Source organism: Pseudomonas sp. B8(2017), from assembly GCF_002113575.1.
In the GTDB taxonomy this organism is placed as follows: domain Bacteria; phylum Pseudomonadota; class Gammaproteobacteria; order Pseudomonadales; family Pseudomonadaceae; genus Aquipseudomonas; species Aquipseudomonas putida_Z.
Genome location: NZ_NEIO01000003.1, coordinates 353,982 through 379,524 on the forward strand (window position 1 = coordinate 353,982; position 25,543 = coordinate 379,524).

Consider the following 25,543-nt stretch of genomic DNA (forward strand, 5'->3'; position numbering starts at 1 on the left):
TGGGAAGCTTCCTACGACGGGCGACAAGCTATTCAGAATGATAATGATTGTCAAATGCGAAATGTAATTGGTAACCGTGCATTTCGGTTCTAAGCCTGCGGCACCGGGCTCGCCCGCGAAAGGGCCTGCGTGGTGCCCTTGCCGGTGCCATGACACGCTAATTTCTCCCCCCGCCCATCCGTTCCCCTGTGTACACCTCAGGCCGCCACATGCCGCTGCGCCCACGTTCGCGCAGCAGCCGGCCGCCCCAAACAGACACTGGCAGGAACACCCCATGACGGACGCCTTCGAACTCCCGCTCTCGCTGGTCCAGGCCCTGGCGCAACGCGCCGCGCAGACCCCGGACAAAGTCGCCTTGCGCTTTCTGGCCGACGCTCCCGGCGAGCAGGCCGTGCTCAGCTACCGGGACCTCGATCAGCGTGCGCGCACCATCGCCGCTGCCTTGCAAACCCGGGCCAGCTTCGGCGACCGCGCGGTGCTGTTGTTCCCCAGCGGGCCAGACTATGTAGCGGCGTTCTTCGGCTGCCTGTATGCCGGCGTGATTGCGGTGCCGGCCTACCCGCCGGAGTCCGCGCGCCAGCACCACCAGCAGCGCTTGCTGTCGATCATCGACGACGCCGAGCCGCGCCTGCTGCTGACCGTCGCGGCCCTGCACGACAGCCTGCAGGGCCTGGAGGCCCTGGCGGCGGCCAACGCCCCCGAACTGCTGGCGGTGGATGGCCTGGCCCCGGCACTGGCTGCGAACTGGCGCGAGCCCGCACTCAAGGGTGATGACATCGCCTTCCTGCAGTACACCTCCGGCTCCACCGCACTGCCCAAGGGCGTGCAGGTCAGCCATGGCAACCTGGTGGCCAACGAACAACTGATCCGCCAAGGCTTTGGCATCGACCTCAACCCCGACGACGTGATCGTCAGCTGGCTGCCGCTGTACCACGACATGGGCCTGATCGGCGGCCTGCTGCAGCCGATCTTCAGCGGCGTGCCCTGTGTGCTGATGTCGCCGGGCTACTTCCTGGCCCGGCCGCTGCGCTGGTTGCAGGCCATCAGCGAGTACGGCGGCACCATCAGCGGCGGCCCCGACTTTGCCTACCGGCTGTGCAGCGAGCGGGTCAGCGAGGCCTCCCTGGCCGGGCTCGACCTGAGCCGCTGGCGGGTGGCCTATTCCGGCTCCGAGCCAATCCGCCAGGACAGCCTGGCGGCCTTTGCCGACAAGTTCCAGGCCTGCGGCTTCGACCCGCAGAGCTTCTTCGCCAGCTACGGCCTGGCCGAGGCGACCCTGTTCGTCAGCGGCAGCCGCCGTGGCCAGGGCATCGCCGCGCTGGAGCTGGACGCCGAAGCCTTCGCCGCCAACCGTGCGGAGCCTGGCAAGGGCAGTGTGCTGATGAGCTGTGGCTACCCGCAGCCCGGGCATGCCGTGCGCATTGTCGAACCACAACGCCTGCAGGTGCTGGGCGACAACCAGGTGGGCGAGATCTGGGCCGGCGGCCCGAGCATCGCCCTGGGCTACTGGCGCAACCCCGAGGCCAGCGCCCGCACCTTCGTCGACATGGACGGCCAGACCTGGCTGCGTACCGGCGACCTTGGCTTCATGCGCGAAGGCGAAGTGTTCGTCACCGGGCGCCTGAAGGACATGCTGATCGTGCGCGGGCAGAACCTGTACCCGCAGGACCTGGAAAAGACCCTCGAGCGCGAAGTGGATGTGCTGCGCAAAGGCCGGGTGGCAGTGTTCGCCGTCGAGCAGCAAGGCGAGGAGGGCATTGGCGTGGCGGTGGAAATCAGCCGCAACGTGCAGAAGGCAATCAAGCCCCAGGAGCTGATCAAGACCCTGCGCCAGGTGATCGCCGACGCCTGCCGCCAGGCCCCGGCCGTTGTCCTGCTGCTGAACCCCGGCGCACTGCCCAAGACCTCCAGCGGCAAGCTGCAGCGTTCGGCCTGCCGCCTGCGCATGGACGATGGCAGCCTGGACTGCTACGCCCGCTTCCCTGAGGTGGGCGAGCCCATTGCCACGGATGCCGCCGGCGATGAACTGCAGGCGCGCATCGCCGGTGTGTGGCGCGACATCCTCAAGGTCGAGGCGGTGGCGGCAGACGACCACTTCCTGCTGCTGGGTGGCAACTCCATCGCCGCCACCCACGCCACCGCACGCCTGGCCGATGAACTGGGCATCGAGCTGGGCCTGCGAACCCTGTTCGAGGCGCCGATACTGGCTGACTACGTCAAGGCCGTGGCCGCGATCATCGCCGAAGGCGGTGGCCGGGTCGGCGCCATCGCTACCCTGGGACGCACCCAGGCGCTGCCCCAGTCGCTGGCGCAAAACCGCCTGTGGCTGCTGTGGCAGTTGGACCCGCAGTCGGCGGCCTACAACATTCCGGCCGGCCTGCAGTTGCGCGGTGAGCTGGACGAAAACGCACTGGAAGCGGCCTTCCAGGCGCTGGTGGCGCGCCATGAATCGCTGCGTACCCTGTTTGCCGAAGAGAACGGCCAGGCCCTGCAGCGCATCCAGGCGCAGCAGCCGTTCGACCTTCGCCGCCTGGACCTCGAAGGCCAGGCCGCCGAACAGGTCGCCGCCCAACGCGAAACCGAAGCTCGCCAGCCGTTCGACCTGACCCGGGGGCCGTTGCTGCGGGTGACCCTGGTGCGCCTGGACGATGAACACCATCAGCTGTGGGTGACCCTGCACCATATCGTCGCCGACGGCTGGTCGCTGAACATCCTGCTCGACGAATTCGCCAAACTGTATGCCGCCCATTGCCAGGGCCTCGAGGCCAACCTGGCACCGCTGACCCTGGGTTATGCCGACTACGGCACCTGGCAGCGACAGTGGCTGGTCGCAGGCGAGGCCGAGCGTCAGCTGCAGTACTGGCAGGCGCGTCTGGGGGATGAACTGCCGGTGCTCGACCTGTGCACCGACCACCCGCGCACCAGCCAGCGCGACCACCGCGCCGCCCGCTTCAACCTCAAGGTACCGGCCAGGCTCACCGAAGCGCTCAAGGGCCTGGCCCGCGAACAGCAGGCCAGCCTGTTCATGGTACTGCTGGCCGGCTGGCAGGCGCTGCTGCACCGCTACAGTGGCCAGGCCGATATCCGTGTCGGCGTGCCCAACGCCAACCGCCCGCGCCTGGAAACCCAAGGCATGGTCGGCTTCTTCATCAACACCCAGGTGCTGCGTGCGCAACTCGATGGCCGCCTGCCGTTCGACCAGTTGCTGGCCCAGGTGCGCCAAGCCACCCTGGATGCCCAAGCCAACCAGGACCTGCCGTTCGAGCAACTGCTCGAAGCCGTGCCCGAGGCTCGCGAGCAAGGCCTGTTCCAGGTCATGTTCAACCACCAGCAACGTGACCTGTCTGCCCTGCGCCGCCTGCCGGGTCTGCTGGCCGAAGAGCTGCCGTGGCACAGTCGCGAAGCCAAGTTCGACTTGCAGCTGCACAGTGAAGAAGACCACCAGGGCCGCCTGAGCCTGGCCTTCGACTATGCCGCCGAATTGTTCGATGCCAGCACCGTCAAGCGCTTGGCCCAGCACCTGCTGGCCGTGCTCGAGCAGGTGTGTGCCGGGCCGCAGCGGGCGCTGGGCGAGGTGCAATTGCTCGACGAGCCTGGCCGCGCGCAACTGCTGAGCTGGGGCGAGGCACCTGCTGCGGCGCCGCAGCGCCTGCTGGTCGAGCAGCTCAATGAGCAGGCACGCCTGACCCCGCAGCGCACCGCCCTGGTGTGGGACGGTGGCAGCCTGGATTACGCCGAGTTGCACCAGCAAGCCAACCGTCTGGCCCACTACCTGCGTGACAAAGGCGTCGGCCCCGACACCTGCGTGGCCATCGCCGTCGAGCGTTCGCCGCAGCTGCTGGTGGGCCTGCTGGCCATTCTCAAGGCCGGTGGTGCCTATGTGCCGCTGGACGTCGATTACCCGGCCGAGCGCCTGGCCTACATGCTCGCCGACTGCAACGCTGGCCTGTTGCTGAGCCACAGCAACCTGCTGGGCAAGCTGCCACAGGTGGACGGCGTCAGCGCCATCGCCCTCGACCAGTTGCACCTGGACAGCTGGCCAAGCCATGCCCCCGGGTTGCACCTGCATGGCGACAACCTGGCTTATGTGATCTACACCTCCGGCTCCACCGGCCAGCCCAAGGGCGTGGGCAATACCCACGCGGCACTGGCCGAGCGCCTGCAATGGATGCAGGCCAGCTATGTGCTGGACGACAGCGACGTGCTGATGCAGAAGGCGCCGATCAGCTTCGACGTTTCGGTGTGGGAATGCTTCTGGCCACTGGTGACCGGTTGCAAGCTGGTGCTCGCCGGCCCTGGCGAGCACCGTGACCCGCAGCGCATCGCCGCGCTGGTGCAGGCCCATGGCGTGACCATGCTGCACTTCGTGCCGCCGCTGTTGCAGGTGTTCGTCCAGGAGACGCAGGCGGGTGCCTGCAGCAGCCTGCGCCGGCTGTTCTCCGGTGGCGAAGCGCTGTCCGCGGCACTGCGTGACCGCGTGCTGCAGGTGCTGCCACAGGTGCAGTTGCACAACCGCTATGGCCCGACCGAAACCGCCATCAACGTCACCCACTGGCACTGCCAGGCCACCGATGGCGAACGCTCGCCGATCGGCCGCCCGCTGGGCAATGTGCTGTGCCGTGTGCTGGACGACGAACTGGAACTGACCGCCCCCGGTGTGCCGGGCGAGCTGTACCTTGGCGGTGCAGGCCTGGCCCGTGGCTACCTGGGCCGCCCGGGCCTCACCGCCGAGCGCTTCGTGCCCCGGGCCGACGGCAATGGCGAGCGCCTGTACCGCAGTGGCGACCGCGCCCGCTGGCAGGTGCAGACCGAGGCGCTGGAATACCTTGGCCGCCTCGATCAGCAGGTCAAGGTGCGTGGCTTCCGTGTCGAACCCGAGGAAGTCCAGGCCTGCCTGCTGGCGCAAGCGGGGGTCGAACAGGCGCTGGTGCTGATTCACAAGGATGCCGTAGGCGCGCAACTGGTCGGCTACTACAGTGGCAGCGCCCAGCCTGATGCATTGCTGACGGTGCTGGCTGAACAACTACCGGCCTACATGGTGCCGGCACAACTCATCCCGCTGGCGCAGATGCCGCTGGGCCCCAGCGGCAAGGTCGACCGCAAGGCGTTGCCGGCCCCGGTGTGGCAGCAGCGGGAGCACATCGAGCCGCAAACCGAGCTGCAGCAGCAGGTCGCTGCCATCTGGCGTGAAGTGCTGAACCTGCCGCGCGTTGGCCTGCAGGATGACTTCTTCGCCCTCGGCGGCCATTCGCTGCTGGCCACTCAAATTGTCTCGCGCACGCGCCAGGCCTGCGATGTCGAGCTGCCGCTCAAGGCCCTGTTCGACGCCAGTGAGCTGGGCGCCTTCTGTGCCGAGATCACGCGTATCCGTGCCGCCGGTGAGCGCAACCTGCAAGGCGCAATCACCCGCGTCGACCGCCGCCAGGCGGTGCCGCTGTCGTACTCGCAGCAGCGCATGTGGTTCCTCTGGCAAATGGAGCCGGGCAGCCCGGCGTACAACGTCGGCGGCATGGCGCGCCTGCGCGGCACCCTGCATGTGGATGCCTTCGAGCGTGCGTTGCAGGCGCTGGTGGTGCGCCACGAAACCCTGCGCACCACCTTCCCCAGCATCGATGGCGTGCCGTATCAGTGCGTGGCCGAAGACAGCAGCCTGCACCTCGACTGGCAGGACTTCAGCGCCTTGCCCGCCGATGCCCGCCAACAACGCCTGCAACAACTGGCCGACGACCAGGCGCACCAGCCGTTCGACCTGGAGCGCGGTCCGTTGCTGCGTGCCTGTCTGGTCAAAGCCCAAGAGCGCGAGCACTTCTTCGTGCTGACCCTGCACCATATCGTCACCGAAGGCTGGGCCATGGACATCTTCGCCCGCGAACTGGGCGAGCTGTACGAGGCCTTCGTCGATGACCGCGAATCGCCGCTGGCGCCGCTGCCGGTGCAGTACCTGGACTACAGCGTGTGGCAACGGCAATGGCTGGAAAGCGGCGAGGGCGCCCGCCAGCTGGCCTACTGGCAGGCCCGCCTGGGCGATGAACACCCGGTACTGGCGCTGCCTGCCGACCGCCCGCGCCCGGCAGTGCAGAGCCACCGTGGCGAGCTGTACCGCTTCGAGCTCGACCCGGCGCTGGTCGCCCGCGTGCATGCCTTCAACAGCCAGCGCGGCCTGACCCTGTTCATGACCATGACTGCCACCCTGGCCGCCTTGCTGCACCGCTACAGCGGCCAGCGTGACCTGCGCATTGGCGCGCCGGTGGCCAACCGCATCCGCCCGGAAAGCGAAGGGCTGATCGGCGCGTTCCTCAACACCCAGGTGCTGCGTTGCGAGCTGGACGGCCAGATGAGCGCCGCACAGTTGCTGGAGCAGGTACGCCAGGTTGCCATCGAAGGCCAGTCGCACCAGGACCTGCCGTTCGACCAGCTGGTGGAAGCCCTGCAGCCACCGCGCAGCAGCGCCTACAACCCGCTGTTCCAGGTGATGTGCAACGTGCAGCGCTGGGCCTTCCAGCAAAGCCGCCAGCTTGCTGGCATGCAGGTGGATTACCTGGTCAACGACGCCAGCGCCACCAAGTTCGACCTGTACCTGGAGGTGACCGACCTCGACGGCCGCCTGGGTTGCTGCCTGACCTACAGCCGTGACCTGTTCGACGAGCCACGCATCGCACGCATGGCCGAGCACTGGCAGCAATTGCTGGCCGGCCTGCTCGACAACCCGCAACAGCGCCTGTGCGAGCTGCCGATGCTGAGCAGCGCCGAGCAGCAGGTGCTGGCGGGCCAGTTGCAGGGCGAGCAGGATCTCGCTCTCGACCAGACCGTGCACGGCCTGTTTGCCGCCCAGGCTGCGCGCACGCCACACGCTGGCGCGTTGACCTTCGCCGGCCGGCACATGACCTATGCCGAACTCGACCAGCAGGCCAACCGCCTGGCCCGCGCCCTGCGCGAGCGTGGCGTCGGCCCGCAGGTGCGTGTGGGCCTGGCGCTGGAGCGTTCGCTGGAAATGGTCATCGGCCTGCTGGCCATCCTCAAGGCCGGTGGCGCCTACGTGCCGCTCGACCCCGAATACCCGCTCGACCGCCTGCGCTACATGATCGAAGACAGCCGCATCGGCCTGCTGCTCAGCCAGCGCACGCTGCTGCAAACCCTGGGGCAGTTGCCCGAAGGCGTGGCGCACTGGAGCCTGGAGGACGACAGCGCCAGCCTGTCGGCCTACAGCGATGCGCCGCTGGACAACCTCAACCTGCCGCAGCACCAGGCCTACCTGATCTACACCTCCGGTTCCACCGGCAAGCCCAAGGGCGTGGTAGTCAGCCACGGCGAGTTCGCCATGCATTGCCAGGCGGTGATCGACGCGTTCGGCATGCGCAGCGATGACTGCGAGCTGCACTTCTATTCGATCAATTTCGACGCCGCCAGCGAACGCCTGTGGGTGCCGCTGCTGTGTGGCGCCCGCGTGGTGCTGCGCGCCCAGGGGCAGTGGGGCGCCGAAGACATCTGCCAGCTGGTGCGCGAGCAGCAGGTGAGCATCCTCGGCTTCACGCCCAGCTACGGTAGCCAGTTGGCGCAGTACCTGGCCGGGCAGGGCGAACAGTTGCCAGTGCGCCTGGTCATTACCGGTGGTGAAGCGCTGACCGGCGAACACCTGCAGCGCATCCGCCAGGCCTTCGCGCCACAGCAGTTCTTCAACGCCTACGGGCCGACCGAAACCGTGGTCATGCCGCTGGCCTGCCTGGCACCACAGACACTACCGGCGGAGTTGGGCAGCGTACCGATCGGCCGCGTCATCGGTAGCCGCACGGCGTACATCCTCGACGAAGACCTTGCCCTGTTGCCGCAAGGCGCTATTGGCGAGCTGTATGTCGGCGGTGCCGGCCTGGCCCAGGGTTACCACGACCGCCCGGGCCTTAGCGCCGAGCGCTTCGTCGCCGACCCGTTCGGCAGCGAAGGCGGGCGCCTGTATCGCACCGGTGACCTGGTGCGCCTGGGCAGCGATGGCCTGGTCGAGTACGTCGGCCGCGCCGACCAGCAGGTGAAGATTCGCGGTTTCCGTATCGAGCTGGGCGAAATCGAAAGCCGCCTGCAGGCGCATGCCGATGTCGACGAGGCTGTGGTGCTGGCCCTCGACCTGCCGGGCGGCAAGCAACTGGTGGGTTACCTGGTGTGCGGGCAGGCCGCTGCCGACAGCGAGGCCCAGGGCCTGCTGCGCGACGCGGTGAAAGCCGATGCCCGCCAGCACCTGCCGGACTACATGGTGCCGGCGCACCTGGTGCTGCTCGACAGCCTGCCGCTGATGGGCAACGGCAAGCTCGACCGCCGTGCGCTGCCGCTGCCGGGCCTGGAGCAGGCACGCCAGCAGTACCAGGCGCCTGGCAACGAGGTGGAAGCGCAACTGGCGCAGATCTGGCGCGACGTGCTCAACGTTGCCCGGATCGGCGTGCAGGACAACTTCTTCGAACTGGGCGGCGACTCGATCCTGTCGATCCAGGTAGTCAGCCGGGCTCGTCAGGCCGGCTTGCAGTTCACCCCGCGCGACCTGTTCCAGCATCAGACCATCCAGACCCTGGCCGCCATCGTTCAGCGCAGCGAAGCCGCCAGCAGCATCGAACAGGGCCAGCGCCAGGGCCAGGCCGGCCTCACGCCGATCCAGCACTGGTTCTTCGACAGTGAAGTGCCACAGCCGCAGCACTGGAACCAGGCTGTTCTGCTGGAGGCGCGCAAGCCGCTGGACGAGGGGGTACTGGAGCGAGCCTTGGCCGACCTGGTGCAGCACCACGACAGCCTGCGCCTGCGCTTCAGTCAGGCCCAGGGCCGCTGGCAGGCCGAATATGCTTCGCCTGCCACCGGGCAATTGCTGTGGACAGCCACGGTCGCCGACTTCGCCGATTGCCAACCGCTGTACACCGACCTGCAACGCAGCCTCGACCTGGAACAGGGCCCACTGTTGCGCGCCTTGCTGGTTAATGACGGCCAGGGCGGCCAGCGCCTGTTGCTGGCGATCCATCACCTGGTGGTCGATGGCGTGTCGTGGCGCGTGCTGCTGGAAGACCTGCAAGCGCTGTACCGTGGCCAGCCGCTGCCGGCCAAGACCCACGCCATCGGCGACTGGGCCGCACGCCTGGCCAGCTATGCCGGCAGCGATTCGCTGCGCGACGAGCTGGGCTGGTGGCAAGGCCAGTTGGGTGGTGTGCGCCGTGAACTGCCATGTGATCACCCGCAGGGCGGCAACCTGCACCGCCACGCCCGTACCCTGGCCATCGGCCTGGATGTGGTGCAGACCCGGCAGTTGCTGCAGCAGGCCCCGGCGGCCTATCACACCCAGGTCAACGACCTGCTGCTGACCGCGCTGGCGCGTGCCCTGTGCCGCTGGAGCGGCGATGAAGAAGTGCTGGTACAGCTTGAGGGCCATGGCCGTGACGGGCTGTTCGAAGACATGGACCTGACCCGCAGCGTCGGCTGGTTCACCAACGCCTACCCGCTGAGCCTGCGCCCGCTGCCAGGCGAGGACGATGCGGCGCGGGCAGGCTCGATCAAGCGCATCAAGGAGCAGTTGCGCCAGGTGCCGCACAAAGGGCTGGGCTACGGCGTGCTGCGCTACCTGGCCGATACGGCAGGGCGCGAGCAGATGGCGGCCCTGCCGCAGGCACGCATCACCTTCAACTACCTGGGCCAGTTCGACCAGCAGTTCGACAGCACAGCCCTGTTCCAGCCGCTGGACGCCCCGGCCGGCCTGGCCCACGACCTCGATGCACCGCTGCCCAACTGGCTGAGTGTCGATGGCCAGGTGTACGGCGGCGCCCTGCAACTGCGCTGGACCTTCAGTGCCGAACGCTACGACGAGCGGACCATCGCCAGCCTGGCCGACGCCTATCGCCTGGAGCTGCTGGCGCTGGTCGAGCATTGCCTGGCTGATGGCAACGGCAGTTTCACGCCATCGGACTTCCCGCTGGCGCACCTGACTCAGGCGCAGATCGACGCGCTGCCGGTACCGGCCGCGCAGATCGAGGACGTCTACCCGCTGACGCCGATGCAGGAGGGCATGCTGCTGCACACCCTGCTGGAGCCGGGCACCGGTCTCTACTACATGCAGGACCGCTACCGCATCAACAGCGCGCTCGACCCCGAACGCTTCGCCCAGGCGTGGCAGGCGGTGGTGGCGCGCCACGAGGCGCTACGCGCATCGTTCAGCTGGAACACCGGCGAGGCGATGCTGCAGATCATCCACAAGCCGGGCAACACGCCGGTGGACTACCAGGACTGGCGTGGCCTCGACGACGACGCCCAGGAGCAGCGCCTGCAGGCCCTGCACAAGCAGGAACGCGAGGCTGGTTTCGCCCTGCTCAGCGAGGCGCCGTTCCACCTGCGCCTGGTGCGTGTGGCCGACGAGCGCTACTGGTTCATGATGAGCAACCACCACATCCTCATCGATGCCTGGTGCCGTTCGCTGTTGATGAACGATTTCTTCGAGATCTACCAGGCCCTTGGCGAGGGGCGCCAGGCCCGCTTGCCGGTGCCACCGCGCTACCGCGACTACATCGGCTGGCTGCAACGCCAGGGCCTGGACGACGCGCGAGCCTGGTGGCAGGCCAACCTGGCCGGCTTCGAACGTGCCACCCCCATCCCCAGCGACCGCCCGCTGCGCCACGACCATGCCGGTAGCGGCATGATCGTCGGCGACTGCTATACGCGCCTGGCGGTGAGCGACGGCGTGCGCCTGCGCGAGCTGGCCCAGGCCCACCAGCTCACCGTCAACACTTTCGCCCAGGCGGCCTGGGCACTGGTGCTGGCGCGCTACAGTGGCGACCGCGACGTGGCCTTTGGCGTGACCGTGGCCGGGCGCCCGGTGAGCATGCCGCAGATGCAGCGTACCGTCGGCCTGTTCATCAACAGCGTCGCCCTGCGCGTGCAATTGCCGGTGGCGGGTGAGCGCTGCAGTGTGCGGCAGTGGTTGCAAGGCCTGCTGGAGCGCAACATGGAGCTGCGCGAATATGAATACCTGCCGCTGGTGGCGATCCAGGAATGCAGCGAACTGCCCAAGGGCCAGCCGCTGTTCGACAGCCTGTTCGTGTTCGAGAACGCGCCGGTGGAAACTGCCGTCCTCGACCACGCCCAGCACCTGAATGCCAGCTCCGACTCGGGCCGTACCCACACCAACTTCCCGCTCACAGCGGTGTGCTACCCGGGCGATGACCTTGGCCTGCACCTGTCGTTCGACCAGCGCTACTTCGACTACCCGACCGTCGAGCGCCTGCTGGCCGAGTTCAAGCGCCTGCTGCTGGCGCTGGTGCAAGGCTTTGAAGGGGAGATGAGCGCACTGCCGTTGCTGGGCGCCGAGGAGCAGCGTTTCTTGCTGGAGGACTGCAACCGTACCGCGCGCGCCTATCCGCTGGAAGACAGCTACATCGCGCAGTTCGAGGCGCAGGTGGCCGCACATCCGCAACGTACCGTGGCCCGCTGCCTGGACGCGTCCTACGACTACGCCGGCTTGAACCTGGCGGCCAACCGCCTGGGCCATGCCTTGATCGCGGCGGGTGTGAAGGTGGACCAGCCGGTGGCACTGCTGGCCGAGCGTGGGCTACCGCTGCTGGGCATGATCGTCGGCAGCTTCAAGGCCGGCGCCGGCTACCTGCCACTGGACCCGGGCCTGCCGGCGGCGCGCCTGCAAAGCATCATCGAGCTCAGCCGTACACCCGTGCTGGTGTGCAGCGCGGCCTGTGCCGGGCAAGGGCGGCAGTTGCTGGACCAGCTTGCAGTGGCGGCACGGCCGCAGTTGCTGGTCTGGGAAGACATCCAGGCCAGCCCGGTGGCCAGCCACAACCCCGGCATTCACAGCGGGCCGGATAACCTCGCCTATGTGATCTACACCTCAGGCTCCACCGGTTTGCCGAAGGGGGTGATGGTCGAGCAGCGCGGCATGCTCAACAACCAGCTGAGCAAGGTGCCGTACCTTGCGCTCGGCGAGCAGGACGTGATCGCCCAGACGGCCTCGCAGAGCTTCGACATTTCGGTGTGGCAGTTCCTTGCCGCGCCGCTGTTCGGCGCCCGGGTGGAGATCGTGCCGAACGCCATCGCCCATGACCCGCAGGGCCTGCTGGCGCATGTGCAGGCCACCGGCATCAGCGTGCTGGAGAGCGTGCCGTCGCTGATCCAGGGCATGCTGGCCAACGACCACCAGGCCCTCGATGGCCTGCGCTGGATGCTGCCGACCGGCGAAGCCATGCCACCGGAGCTGGCGGCGCAGTGGCTGCAGCGCTACCCGCAGATCGGCCTGGTCAACGCCTACGGCCCGGCGGAGTGCTCCGATGACGTGGCGTTCTTCCGCGTCGATGCCGCCTCGACCCGTGGCAGCTACCTGCCGATCGGCACGCCGACCGACAACAACCGCCTGTACCTGTTCGGCGAGGACCAGGCGCTGGTGCCACTGGGTGCGACAGGTGAACTGTGCGTGGCCGGCACCGGCGTGGGCCGTGGCTATGTCGGCGACCCGGTGCGTACGGCGCTGGCGTTCATTCCCCATCCTCATGGTGCACCGGGCGAACGCCTGTACCGCACCGGCGACTTGGCGCGGCAGCGCCCGGACGGGGTGCTGGAGTATGTCGGGCGCATCGACCATCAGGTGAAGATTCGCGGCTACCGCATCGAACTGGGTGAAATCGAAGCCCGCCTGCACGAACAGCCGGAGCTCCGCGACGCTGCCGTTGGCGTGCAGGAGGGCGTCAATGGCAAGCACCTGGTGGGTTACCTGGTGGCGCATCAGGGCGTTGCAGCCGACGCTGCGTTGCTGGAACAGCTCAAGCAGCGCCTGCGTGCCGAGTTGCCGGAGTACATGGTGCCACTGCACTGGGGCTGGTTCGACAGCCTGCCGCACAACGCCAACGGCAAGCTCGACCGCAAGGCCCTGCCGGCCATCGACGTCGGTGGCCAGCACAGCCAGGCCTACCAGGCGCCGCGCAATGAGCTGGAAGAGGTACTGGCCGGTATCTGGGCGGATGTGCTCAAGGCCGAGCGGGTCGGGGTGCATGACAACTTCTTCGAGCTGGGCGGGCATTCGCTGCTGGCCACCCAGATCGCCTCGCGGGTGCAGAAGCAGCTGCAACTGAACGTGCCGCTGCGGGCGATGTTCGAGTGCAGCACGGTGGAGGAACTGGCGGTGTATGTGCAGGGGCTGCAGGGCAGTGTGCTGGATGACGACAAGGTCGACCGGCTCAGTGACCTGATGGCCGAACTGGAGGGGTTGTGACCTGAGCAGGTGCACAAAAGTTGAAATTGCTGGGGCCGCTATGCGGCCCTTTCGCGACACAAGGCCGCTCCTACAGATACGGCGTTGTTCTCGAGGTTTGGCGCTGCACCTGTGGGAGCGGGCATGCCCGCGAACACCGGCGCAGCCGGTGCCATAAACCGCGTTGAGTTCTTCGCGGGCTTGCCCGCTCCCACAGGGCCGCCACAGCCTTGTGCTGCGAATGGGCTGCAAGGCAGCCCCGGCGATTTCACATCAGCGCTTGCCGAGAATCTTCCCAAGCAACTCCGGACGCGGCGCGCCTTGCTGGCTCTGCAGGTTGCCCTGGTCATCCTGATAGAAGATCGCCGGGGTCGCCTGCAAACCCATCTCTTCCATCAGCGCCATGTTCGCCGCCAGCTTCTGCTGCACCGCCTCTGGCACCTGTGCCAATGGTTTCAGTGTGCTGGCCTTGCCAGCCTTTTCATGTTCCTGCAGAGCCTTGGCCGGGTCTTTCGCCGCCAGCAGCGCCGCCGACTTGCCCGGGCTGTCCTCGCGGATGATGCCGACCATGATATGGCGCAACTGCACCTTGCCCGACTCCACCCACGGCCGTGCCTGCTCCCAGAACATGTTGCAGTACGGGCAGTTGGGGTCGCTGAACAGGTACACCTTGCGCGGTGCATCGTCCTTGCCGTCAGCGATCCAGGAGGTTTTCTCCATCTTCGCCCAGATTTCCTTGCTCATCGGCGCATACACCAGCTTTTTCAGCGGCTCAGCACTGAGGTCGTTGCCCTGTTCGTCGAACAGGCTGCCAACCAGTACATGCTTGCCGTCAGGGGTGAGGTACAGCGCCAGGCCGTTGTTCTGGTACTCGGCGGCATACCCGCGCAGGCCGTTGGGGGCGTCGAAGCTGCCTTTGATCACGGCGCCCTTGGCTTGCAGTTGCGCAATCGCCTTGGGCAACTCTTCGGCCTGCAGGGTGGGGGCAGCCAGCAGGGCCAGGGCCAGGGACAGGGGCAGCAGTGCAGTCAGTCGCATGTCAGTTTCCTTGTGCGGCAGGGGCGGGCGCGGTGGCCCGGTCGAAAGGCTCCAGGGCGTGGCGCAGGCTGGCCCGGGACAGCTCGCCCAGATGGCTGCCGACCAGGCGCCCGTCGGCGTCGTAGAACAGGGTGGTGGGCAGGGCCATGGAGCCGACGCGCTGGGCCAGCAGGCCGGTGCCGTCGAACAGCACGTGGGTCAGGCTCAGGCCGGTGGTGGCGAGGAAGGTACTGACGTTTTCCGGGGTCTCGCCCTGGTTGACGAACAGGAAGGTCACGTGCGGGTAAGCGCTTTGCGCCTGTTGCAGCACCGGCATTTCGCGTCGGCAGGGTGGGCACCAGGTGGCCCAGATGTTGATGACCAGCGGTTTGCCGCGGTAGCTGTGCAACGCTACGGATTGGCCGTTGGCCTTGCGCAGGCTCAGCTCGGGCAGTTCGGTGCCCTTGCTGTACAGGTGGCCACCGAGGCTGGCCAGGCCCCAGAACAGCGCGCCGCTGAACAGCGCCCAGCCCAGCGGGTGGCGCAGGCCCGGATGGCGCCAGCCCTGCCACAGGGCGCCAAGCACGATGCCGGCAAGGCCCGACCAGAACAGGAAGCCGCCATCACGGATATCGATGATCTGCAGCGGGTCGTCCTGGTACATCGGCCAGTAGGCCAGCACGAAGCCGGCGCGTGCGCACAGCAGGCCGATCAGGAACAGGTTGAACAGTGCCGATTCCGGGCTCTCGCCGCCACGCCGGGCGACCCACCAGCCGACCATGCTGGCGATCACCAGGGCGGTGAGCATCAGCAGGTGGTTGAGGGCCATGGTCAGTGGCCCGAGGGTTACGGTCAGCATCAGCCTTGGCTCCTGGTCTGGGTCCAGTGTTGCAGGAAGGCGGCTGCATCCACCTCACCAGTGATGCGCCGCGCGCGGCGTTCGTCGCCTTCCGGGCCGACCCAGATGATGCTGGGCGGGCCAGGTACCTGGTAGCGCTGCAGCAGGGCCTGGCTGGCCGGGGTGTCGGCGGTCACGTCCAGGCGCAGCAGGTGCACACCGGCCAGGCCGGCCTGCACGTCGCTGCGGGCGAACACCTGTTTTTCCATGACCTTGCACGACACGCACCAGTCGGCATAGTAGTCGAGCATCACCCACTGGCCACGGGCCTTGGCAGCATCCAGTTCGCGTTGCAGGTCTTCGGGGCGGCTGACGGTGACGAAGGCGTCCTCGATGTGCTGGCCGGTTGCCGGCGCAGCGCCGCCACCGGCGAACGGGCGCAGCGGCTGCCAGAGGTCGTCGCCACCGGCCGCCGCCCCCACCAGCAGCAGGCCGCCCCACAGGGCACCCAGCAGCGGCAACGCGCGCAACGCCGGCAACCGCTGCAGGGCCGGCCAGGCAGCCCAGGCCAGGGCGATCAGCAAGGCGCCGCTCAGGGCCAGCAGCAATGCTGCGGGCAGCAGGCTGCGCAAGGTGTATAGCGCCATGCCCAGGAACACGAAGCCGAACACGCCCTTGACCCGGTTCATCCAGGCACCTGGGCGGGGCAGGAAGCGGTTGCCGAGGGTTACCAGCAACAGCAGCGGCACACCCATGCCCAGGCCGAGGCTGAACAGCACCAGCGCCCCCTGCAGCACGTCGCCGCTCTGGGCGATGTACAGCAGCGCGCCGGCCAACGGCGCGGTCATGCACGGGCCCATCAGCAAGCCGGACAGCGCGCCGAGCAGCGCCGCGCCATACAGGTTGCCGCCACGGGTACCTTGCCCGGCGCGGTCGAGGCGGTCACGCACGGCGGCGGGCAGTTGCAGTTCGAAGGCGCCAAACATCGGCAGGGCCAGCAGCACGAACAGCCCCGCCAGGCTGCCCAGCAGCCAGGGTTGCTGCAGCCATGCCTGCAGGCTGGCACCCAGCAGCGCGGCGACCACGCCCAGGGCGGCATACACCAGGGCCATGCTCAGTACATAGACCCCGGCCAGTATCCAGCCGCGCCGGGCACTGGCGCCATTGCCCATTACCAGCCCGGCGAGGATCGGCAGCATCGGCAGCGAGCAGGGGGTAAAGGCCAGCAACAGGCCCAGGCCGAAGAACGCCAGCAGGCTCCAGGCCAGGTGGCCTTGTTGCAGGTCGCTGGCCAGGGCCTGGTCCCTGGCTTGTTCGGCCGCCGGCACCACACTGCCACCCAAGTCGACCAACGTGGTTTGCGGCGGGTAGCACAGGCCGGCGTCGGCACAGCCCTGCCAGCCCAGGCGCAGCTGGCCCCGGGCATCGGCCGGGAGCAGCAGTTCGAGCTGGTCGCGGTACACCGCACTGTCGCCGAAGAACTCGTCGTGGTGGTTGAGAGCGGCCGGCAGTTGCGGGTGCTGTTCGGCAGGCAGGCCGTCGAACTTCAGGCGTTTCTGATACAGGTAGTAGCCAGGCTGGATCTGGAAGAACAGGCGCATCTGGCCGTCGGCCTGGCGGTCGTGGGTAAGCACGAAGGCCTGGTTGACCGGCAGGAAGTCCGGTTTGAAATCGAACGGGTTGGCCTGCAACGGGCCGGCCAGCAGCAGTGTCATGAAGAGCAGGAGGACGCGCATGTCTTCGCCTTGGCAGTACGTTGAAAGGGGTCATGCTGGCTTGGGTCGATTAACCCAAGGTTAACTCTGGTTTTTGGTCAGGGGGGCGCATCAGGGCTTGCAGGTGTTTGCCGTGGGATTGTCTGCGCCTGGGGGATCGAGCGCCGCGCGGGCGGCGCTCGATCTCCCAGGCGCCGAAGATCCTAAGACAACCACCTACCAGCCCCATAGCAAATTCCGCCCCAGATTCCAGACATGTCGCGACATATTGTCGACTTGACTTTGCCTGCGCCAACACAATTGCTGTAAAGTTGACGTACAGGTCAGCTTTTCAGGCTAGTACCAGAATCAAAAAAAGGGCAGTCCCCCTGCTGCCCAGAGGATCAAGCATGTCCAACCGTGATATTTCCCGGCGCGCCTTCCTGCAAGGCGGCCTGATCGCTGGTGTCGGCGTGACCATGGCGCCGCTCGGCAGCCAGGCATTCGCCGCGCTGATGGAGGAACGCGTCACCACCTCGCCGCAGAAGTGGATGAACCATGACGGCAAGGCGCGTTTCCGAAACGATGCCTTGTCCAAGGTGTGCGGCGACAAGGTGTTCGCTCGCGACATCCGTGCCAAGGACATGCCCGGCTGGCCCGCGCAGCAGGGGCATGCGCTGCTGCTCAAGGCGACCAAGGCCGACCGTATCTATGCCGGCCATGACCTCAGCCTGCTTGGCGCCGACCTGCAGCCGGACCGCATCGTCACCGCTGCCGACCTGGAAAAGGACGGCATCGCCTGGCCCGAGGCGCACTCGCCCGACCCGCTGCTGACGCCCGGCAAGGTGCCGATGTTCATCGGCCACCCGGTGGCGATCCTGATCTGGCACGACTTCGAGCGCTTCCGCCAGGCCAAGCGCAAGCTGCAGTTCAACGACCAGGCGATCCGCTATGGCGCCCAGGCGCCGCTGTACCAGCGCGACCCCTACGGCAGCTTCCGCTTCGTGCGCGTGGGCGGTGCCACGCCGTTCGACGACGATGAATTTTCCAGCCTGAAGAATTCCATGCTGTTCCCCACCATCCTCAACCGCAAGCCGGTGTGGTCGAAGCAGCCCAACCAGCATGGCGACCTGACCGAGCAGGGCCTGTTCTACGCCAAGCGCATGGCCGAGCAGCTGGACAACCCACCCGAGGACTGGCTGGTGTTCGACGAGCGCTACAAGACGCCGTCCATCGAGCCGGCCGCCCTGGAGCCGGACAACGGCAACGGCTGGTACGACCCGGCCAGCGGCACGCTGCACTTCGTGGTCGCGACCCAGTGCCCGTTCGAAGTGGCGCAGGAATGCGTGCACATGATCAAGCCGTCGCGCTTCGCCCTGAACACGCTGAACATGCACCCGGGCTATACCGTGGGCTACGGCTCGAAAGACAACAACATCTTCGTCTTCTACGCCGCCGTGGCCGCGCTGTATGGCGCCGGTGTGCCGATCCGCCTGGCCAACGACCGCTACGAGCAGTTCCAGAGCGGCATCAAGCGCCATGCCTTCGATATCCGCTACCAGTTGGCGGTGGACAAGAAGGACAACAGCTTCAAGATCTTCCGCGCCGACATGAGCTGCGACGGCGGCGGGCGTATCAACTACAGCCCGTCGGTGGCAGCGGTGGGGGCCACGGCGGCGCAGTCGATCTACTACATGCCGCAGAACGACCTGTCGGTCACTGCCTATCACTCCCGTGGCGTCGAGGCCGGCTCCATGCGCGGCTACGGCACCCTGCAGACCATGGCCGCCACCGAAATGATGGTGGATGAGATCGCCGGGCGCCTGGGCGTCGATGCCATCGACCTGCGCCGCGCCAACGCGCTGAAGTCGGGCATGAAGAACACCCAGGGCGCGGTCCCGGCCGGCGCCCTGCGCCTGTACGAGATTCTCGACAAGGCCGCCGTGCACGACTGGTGGCGTAACCGCGACACGCGCAAGCAGCAGATGGACGCCAAGGACCCGGACCACTGGTATGGCGTGGGCTTTGCCATCTGCCAGAAAGACTTCGGCACCGGCTCCGAAGCACCCATGGCCAGCATCGAATTCAGCCGCGATGGGCGCATCAGCCTGCGCCACATCGGCACCGAGCTGGGTACCGGCATGTCCACCTCTCAGGCCCTGGTGGTCAGCGATTTCCTTGGCCGCTCGGCCGACGAGGTAAAGACCGCGGTCACCGAATGGCCGGAGTTGCAGCTGACCACCAGCGGCAACCCGTACCTGATCAGCCAGCCCGAGCAGGACGCCGCGCTGCGCAACCCGCGCTGGGTCGGCAAGCTTGCTTCGCCGTCGTCGGCGACCAACTCGGCCTTCTACTTCAGCCATGCCACCCGCGAAGCGGCACGCGTGCTGTTCAACCACGGTCTGTGGCCGGCGGCCATGGCCATCTGGCGCCAGGGCCCGTACGGCGGCCAGGCCAACCCGCTGGTGGTGCGCCGCGAGAATGCGGTATGGGTCAACGGCGAGCTGACCGGCAACGGCCTGTCACCGATCCCGTTCGCCCAGCTGGCACAAAAGGCCCATGACATGGGCCTGGTCACCGGCGTCAGCGTGCACGGTTTCAACCGCTGGAGCTGGGCCGAAGCCGACTTCGTCATCGACGGCGTGCGCGAACGCTTCCCGCTCGACGCGGTGGCGGTGAAGTACGGCGATGGCGCGGTGAACGCCAAGAAGGCGCAGATGAGCAGCCACGGCTACCACCTGCTCGACCGGCAGAACGCCGCCTATCCCGACACCCAGCTAAACAACGCCATGGTCACCTACTACAGCCCGGTGGCGACCATTGTCGAAGTCAAGGTGAACAAGGGCACTCACGAAGTGCAGGTGCTCAACCACCACAGCTGGGTCGAGTGCGGCCGGGTGCTGGTGCCGGAACTGGTCAAGGGCCAGCTCGAGGGCGGTATCGCCATGGGCATCGGCCATGCCTTGACCGAAGAAATGCCGTTGTACGAGGGCGGGCCCGGGGAGGGCGACTGGAACTTCAACCGCTACCGCCTGCCGCATGCGCGCGACGTGGCGGTGTGGCAGCAGACCAGCGAAATCCTCCCGCCGCTGTCACCGACCGACCCGTCCAAGGGCATCGCCGAAGTGGTGATGATCCCGGTCGTCGGTGCCATCGGCAATGCCGTCGCGCATGCCATCGGCAAGCGCGTTCGCGATCTCCCCATCACCCCAGCCCGTATCAAGGAGGCCCTCAATGGCTAACCGTCCACTGCAACTGACCCTCAACGGTCAACCGGTCGGCCCGGTCGAGGTCCCCGACGACCTGGCGATGATCGACTACCTGCACGAACACCAGAACCTCACCGGCTCGCGCCTGGGCTGCGGCCAGGGCATCTGCCACGCCTGCGTGGTGATCGTCGACAACCCCGACGGCACCAGCGAGGAGGTGCGCACCTGCATTACCGGCGCGCATTACTTCGAGGGCAAGAAGGTCCGCACCATCGAGGGCCATGCCAGACAGGACGAGGCCGGCAACCTCACGCTGAACCCGATCCAGCAGAAGTTCGTCGACCTGTTCGCCTTCCAGTGCAGCTACTGCGCGCCGGGCTTCGTCAATGCCGCCACGGTGCTGGTGGAAACCGCCCAGCGCCAGCCGTTGAAGAAGAGCGAGGTGGAAGACCGCATCGAGGCGAGCCTGGGCCACCACATCTGTCGTTGCACCGGCTACGTGCGTTACTACGACGCCACCCGCACGGTGCTCAACGACCTTGGCCTGGTCAAGGAGGGTTGAGCATGGGTCTTGTTCGTAGCGCACTGGCGCTGGCTCTCGGCCTTGCCATTACCTCGCTTGCCCAGGCAGCCGACCAGGCGCAGGTCAAGCGCGGTGAATACCTGGCCCGCGCGGCCGACTGCATGGCCTGCCACACCGCCGAAGGCGGCGCGCCGTACGCCGGCGGCCTGCCGATCCATTCGCCGTTCGGCACCATTTACGGCAGCAACATCACCCCGGACAAGCAGTACGGCATCGGCAACTACAGCGCCGACGAATTCTTCGCCGCGGTAACCGAGGGCAAGCGCAAGGACGGCGCCAACCTCTACCCGGCGATGCCGTACACCTCGTACCACCTGATCAAGCGCGAAGATTCGGACGCGATCCTCGCCTACCTGATGACCGTGCCGCCAATCAACCGCCCGGCACCGCAGACTGCGTTGCGCTTTCCGTTCAACGTGCGCCAGGGGCTGAGCGGCTGGAACATGCTGTACGGTAAAAGTGTGCAGTTGCAGCCGACCGAGGGCAAAAGCCCGGCCTGGCAGCGTGGGCAGTACATGGTCGAAGTCATGGGCCATTGCGGCGAGTGCCATACCCCGCGCAACCCGATCGGTGCGTTGCAGCAGGACCAGCGCCTGAGCGGCGGCCTGCTGGGTGGCTACCTGGCCCCGAGCCTGCTGGCCCAGGACCTGGCCGAGCGCGGCTGGACCCAGCCGGACCTGACCACCTTCCTCAAGCACGGCATCAGTGCCCAGGGCAGCATGTTCAACGAAATGTTCCCAGTGGTGCACCACAGCACCCAGCACTTGGAGGATGCTGACCTGGCGGCCATGGCCACCTACCTGCTGGGCGACCAGCCGCCACCGGCCAAGGCCATCCAGGCGGTGGCGCTGGAGCAGATGAGCGAAAGCGCCAAGCGCGGCCGCCAGCAATACCTGAATGTCTGCGCCGGCTGCCATGGGGTGGACGGCGAGGGCAAGCCGCACATCGCCGTGGCCATGCGCGGCAACACGGTGCTGCGCCAGGCCGACTCGCGCAACCTGGTCAAGGTGGTCCTCGAAGGCATCCGTGAGCAGCAGTTCACCGGCTTTGAGCGCATGCAGCCGATGCCGGGCTTTGCCGACAAGCTCGATGACCAGCAGGTGGCGGATATGGTCAACTACCTGCGCCAGGCCTGGGGTGGATTGCCCGGTGACCTGAGCGTACAGCAGCTCGCCGAGCTGAAGGCGGAGTAAAGGGTGCAGCATCTCGATCTACAGGTGGTCCGCCAGGCGTTGCAGTGGTCGTGCGGCGGCCAGCGGGTGTGGTTGTGCACGGTGCTCGCCACCTATGGCTCGGCGCCCCGTGCGCCGGGCTCGCTGCTGGCGGTGAACGCTAGCGGGCAGTGGCTGGGTTCGCTGTCCGGTGGCTGCGTCGAAGACGACTTCCTCGAACGCGTGGGCCGGGGGGAGTTTCCCGAGCCAGTGGCCATCGTGCGTTATGGCGATGGCAGCGACTCGCATTCGAGCATCCGCCTGCCCTGCGGCGGCGTGCTGGAAGTGCTGGTGGAGAACCTGCCGGCCGAATGTGACGTGCAGGCGCACCTGCGTGAGCTGGAAAGCGCATTGCAGGGCCAGTGCCGCGTGCTGCGTGAAGTGAGCCTGCCCGAGGGCAGGCGCCTGCTTGCCGATGACCACAGCCAGGGGCCGCGTGTGCGGCGTGAAAGTGCCTGTGTACGCTTGCGTGTGGGGGCCGCCCAGCGTCTGCTGCTGGCCGGGTACTCCAGCGTCGCGCATTTCTGCGCCGAGTTCGGCAAGGGCATGGGCTTCGAAGTCATCCTCTGCGAGCCGCGTGACGAAGTGCTCGACGGCGTGCGGCTGGATGGCATCGAAGTGCGTCGCGAGCTGCCGTCAGAGTTCATCGCCCATGGCGGTTGCCATGCCGACACAGCCGTGGTCGCGCTGACCCACGACCCGAAGATCGATGACCTGGCGATGCTCGAAGCGGTGCGCACCGAGGCGTTCTATATCGGTGTGATGGGCTCCCGGGTGACCTCCGACAAGCGCCGCGAACGCCTGCGGCGGATCGGTGGCCTGGGCGAGGTCGAACTGGGCCGCATCCACGCCCCGATCGGCCTCAACCTGGGCAGCAAGACCCCGGCCGAGATCGCTTTGGCGGTGCTGGCCGACATTCTGCGGGTGCGCAACGGCATCGAGCGGGGCGCGCTGTGAGCGTGGTTGCGCTGGTGCTGGCGGCAGGCCGCGGCACGCGTTTCGGTTCAGACAAGCGCCGGGCGACCTTGGCTGATGGTCGCAGCCTGCTGGCGCATAGCGTGGAACGGGCCCAAGCGGTGTTCGATGATGTGCGCGTGGTATTGCGCGCGGGCGAGTGGAGCGAGGATTTTGCCTTGCCTGCCGATTGCCGGGTTGTCGCCAGCCCGGATGCGGCGTCGGGAATGGGGCATAGCCTGGCTGCCGGCGCCAGGTCGTTGGGTGACAGCCAGGCGCAGGCGGTGGCGATCTTGCTGGGTGATATGCCTTGGATCGAATCGGCCACCTTGCGTCGGTTGGCCGAGGCGGCCACCGCCTCGACCATCGTGTTGCCGCGCCATGCGGGGCAGCAGGGGCACCCGGTAGTCTTCGGCCGCGACTTCTGGCCGGCGCTGGGGCAGCTTGCCGGGGATGAAGGGGCCCGGTCGGTGGTGCAAGCGCATCGTGATCGTTGCGTGGTGGTTGAGGTGGAGGATGCTGGGGTGTTGCTGGATGTAGATACGCCGCAGGGGTTGATTTAGGCACTGGTGTTCGCCATCGCACCCAAGACGAACACCACAATCCACCCCACAAAAGGTCCATAATCCCCCCTTAATCTGCCCAAGGTGCAATGCCAGCCACACCATTCCGGGAGCCCCGCCATGCACGTTCTGCTCTGTGAGGACGACGACCTGATCGCCGCCGGCATCTGCGCCGGCCTTACCGCCCAGGGCCTGACCGTGGACCGTGTGGGCAACGCCGCCGATGCACGGGCGATGCTGCAGGCCGCGCAGTTCGACGTGATGATTCTCGACCTTGGCCTGCCCGACGAAGACGGCCTGAAGCTGTTGCGCCGCCTGCGCGAGAAAGGCGAGACGCTGCCAGTGCTGGTGCTCACTGCCCGTGATGCGGTCACCGACCGGGTCGATGGCCTGCAGGCCGGTGCCGACGATTACCTGCTCAAGCCGTTCGACCTGCGCGAGCTGGCAGCTCGCCTGCACACCCTGCTGCGGCGGGTGGCCGGGCGGGCGGTGAATGTGATCGAACACGGCCCGCTGCGCTACGACCCGAGCAGCTGCGAGGCAACCCTGGCCGGCCAGCCGGTCGACCTGTCCCGGCGTGAACAGGCATTGCTCCAGGCGCTGCTGCAGAACCCCGGGCGGGTGCTGTCCGGCGAGCAGCTCAAAGACTGCGTGTACGGCTTCAGCGACGAAGTCGAGAGCAATGCCCTGAACGTGCATATCCACCATCTGCGGCGCAAGCTGGGCAACGGCATCGTCGAGACCGTGCGCGGCCTGGGCTACCGCCTTGGCCCGGCGCAGGCGCCGGAGGAGGCCGCATCATGAGCCTGCGGGTACGCCTGAGCCTGATCCTGGGCAGCGCCTTCGTGATCATCTGGGCGCTGGCCGCCGCGTGGATGCTGCGCGACCTGCGCCAGCAGATGATGTTCTCCCTCGACCAGCGCCTGGTGGCATCGGCGCGCATGGTTGCCGGGCTGATCGACCAGCTGCCGCAGCCGCTGACCGCCAAGGGCGGGGAGGCGCACTTTTCCGCCGACCAGTTCAGCGTGCCGGACGGCATGGCCTGCCAGGTCAGCTCGCTGCGTGGCGAGATTCTCGCCAGCAACCACAAGCACGATGGCGTCATGGACGATGAACGTAGCGGTTTCCGTGACCAGACCATCGACGACGCGCTGTGGCGCACCTTCACCTACAACCATGGCGATGTGCGAATCACCACCGCCGACCGGCACATGGAGCGCGAGGCGCTGAACCAGTCGATCCTGCTGGCAGCCTCGGCGCCGGTGCTGATGGCCCTGCTTGGCAGCCTGGGGTTGTTGTGGATCGGCCTGGGCAAGGGCCTGGAGCCGCTCAACCGCATGCGCGATGCCCTGCGCCGCCGGCGCGCGGACAGCGTCGAGCCGCTGCAGGTGGCGGGCATGCCCAGCGAACTGCAACCGTTGCTGGAAACCCAGAACCAGCTGTTCCTGCGTATTGCCCAGACCATCGAGCGTGAGCGGCGCCTGACCGACGATGCCGCGCATGAACTGCGCAGCCCGCTGACGGCGATCAAGACCCACCTGCAGGTAGCGCGGATGACCGATGGCGCCGTGCGCGAGCAGGCGCTGGAACATGCCGAGCAGGGCGCCGACCGCATGCACCGTACGCTGGAGCAGTTGTTGATGCTGGCGCGGGTGGAGGGCAGCCTGTCGTTCGAGGATGGCGTGCAGTGCAGCGCCGAGCAGGTGGCCCGGCAGGCGGTGCAGGATGCCGGCGGCGGTGACAACCGGCGCATCGTGCTGCGCTTGCCTGAAGCCGCTACGCAGATCTACCTGGGCATGCCTGCGCCGTTGGCGGTGGCGGCGCTGCGCAACCTGCTGGACAACGCCTTGCGCCATGGCGGCGACGAGGCGGTGGAGCTTGAGGTGCAGATGGCTGACGGCCAGGTGGGCTTCATGGTGCGGGACCATGGGCCGGGGATTGCCGAGGCGGACCTGGAACACCTGACCGAGCGCTTCTGGCGTAACGGGCAGAGTGGTGGATGCGGGCTGGGGCTGGCGATCGTGCAGGCGATCGTGCAGCGTTGTGCCGGTAGCCTGAAGTTCGACAGCCGCAGTGATGGGTTGCGGGTGTTGTTGCAAGTGCCGGCGCGCTCGGGGAATTGATTTTTATTGCCTGTGCCGGCCTCTTCGCGGGTAAACCCGCTCCCACAGGTACTGCATCAACCCTGAGATCTGTGCCAATCCTGTGGGAGCGGGTTTACCCGCGAAGAGGCCGGGCCTGCTTTCAAAAATCCCACAGCAACCGCT

Annotated in this window: 11 protein-coding genes; 8 read left to right on the forward strand and 3 right to left on the reverse strand. The window is 67.2% G+C overall.

The annotated features are described in order from the left end of the window. The first annotated feature begins 274 nt into the window (after positions 1-274). On the forward strand, positions 275-13,228 hold the full coding sequence (locus tag CAG22_RS07685) for a non-ribosomal peptide synthetase (RefSeq protein WP_085705115.1): 12,954 nt from the start codon (positions 275-277) through the stop codon (positions 13,226-13,228). A gap of 252 nt (positions 13,229-13,480) precedes the next feature. Here the strand turns inward: CAG22_RS07685 and dsbG are convergent, their stop codons facing one another. Genes dsbG through dsbD form a run of 3 tightly spaced genes read right to left on the reverse strand, consistent with a single transcriptional unit; the run spans position 13,481 to position 16,798 of the window. Continuing rightward, positions 13,481-14,245: a thiol:disulfide interchange protein DsbG gene (gene dsbG / locus CAG22_RS07695; RefSeq protein WP_085705117.1), complete on the reverse strand. Its 765-nt coding sequence runs from the start codon at positions 14,243-14,245 to the stop codon at positions 13,481-13,483. 1 nt (position 14,246) lies between these two features. After that, positions 14,247-15,083, reverse strand: a complete 837-nt coding sequence (locus CAG22_RS07700; protein WP_085705119.1) for a TlpA disulfide reductase family protein — start codon at positions 15,081-15,083, stop codon at positions 14,247-14,249. Further along, positions 15,083-16,798 (reverse strand): protein-disulfide reductase DsbD, encoded by a 1,716-nt coding sequence (gene dsbD / locus CAG22_RS07705; protein WP_085705121.1) that lies wholly within the window; start codon positions 16,796-16,798, stop codon positions 15,083-15,085. Before dsbD ends, CAG22_RS07700 begins: the two co-directional genes overlap by 1 nt. A 368-nt stretch (positions 16,799-17,166) precedes the next feature. On the opposite strand from dsbD, the gene CAG22_RS07710 reads away from it, so the two are divergent. From CAG22_RS07710 to CAG22_RS07740, 7 genes are all read left to right on the forward strand, one after another. After that, complete coding sequence (locus tag CAG22_RS07710; RefSeq protein WP_085705123.1) at positions 17,167-19,998, forward strand: xanthine dehydrogenase family protein molybdopterin-binding subunit; 2,832 nt, start codon at positions 17,167-17,169, stop codon at positions 19,996-19,998. Then, on the forward strand, positions 19,991-20,527 hold the full coding sequence (locus CAG22_RS07715; protein ID WP_025339998.1) for a (2Fe-2S)-binding protein: 537 nt from the start codon (positions 19,991-19,993) through the stop codon (positions 20,525-20,527). Before CAG22_RS07710 ends, CAG22_RS07715 begins: the two co-directional genes overlap by 8 nt. A gap of 2 nt (positions 20,528-20,529) precedes the next feature. Then, on the forward strand, positions 20,530-21,741 hold the full coding sequence (locus CAG22_RS07720) for a cytochrome c (protein WP_085592806.1): 1,212 nt from the start codon (positions 20,530-20,532) through the stop codon (positions 21,739-21,741). Between the two features lie 3 nt (positions 21,742-21,744). Next, complete coding sequence (locus tag CAG22_RS07725; RefSeq protein ID WP_085705125.1) at positions 21,745-22,716, forward strand: XdhC family protein; 972 nt, start codon at positions 21,745-21,747, stop codon at positions 22,714-22,716. After that, positions 22,713-23,276: an NTP transferase domain-containing protein gene (locus CAG22_RS07730; RefSeq protein ID WP_085705127.1), complete on the forward strand. Its 564-nt coding sequence runs from the start codon at positions 22,713-22,715 to the stop codon at positions 23,274-23,276. Before CAG22_RS07725 ends, CAG22_RS07730 begins: the two co-directional genes overlap by 4 nt. A 120-nt stretch (positions 23,277-23,396) precedes the next feature. Continuing rightward, positions 23,397-24,080 (forward strand): response regulator transcription factor, encoded by a 684-nt coding sequence (locus CAG22_RS07735; protein ID WP_025339994.1) that lies wholly within the window; start codon positions 23,397-23,399, stop codon positions 24,078-24,080. Then, on the forward strand, positions 24,077-25,399 hold the full coding sequence (locus CAG22_RS07740) for an ATP-binding protein (protein ID WP_085705129.1): 1,323 nt from the start codon (positions 24,077-24,079) through the stop codon (positions 25,397-25,399). The genes CAG22_RS07735 and CAG22_RS07740 overlap by 4 nt, the downstream gene beginning before the upstream one ends. Positions 25,400-25,543 lie beyond the last annotated feature (144 nt).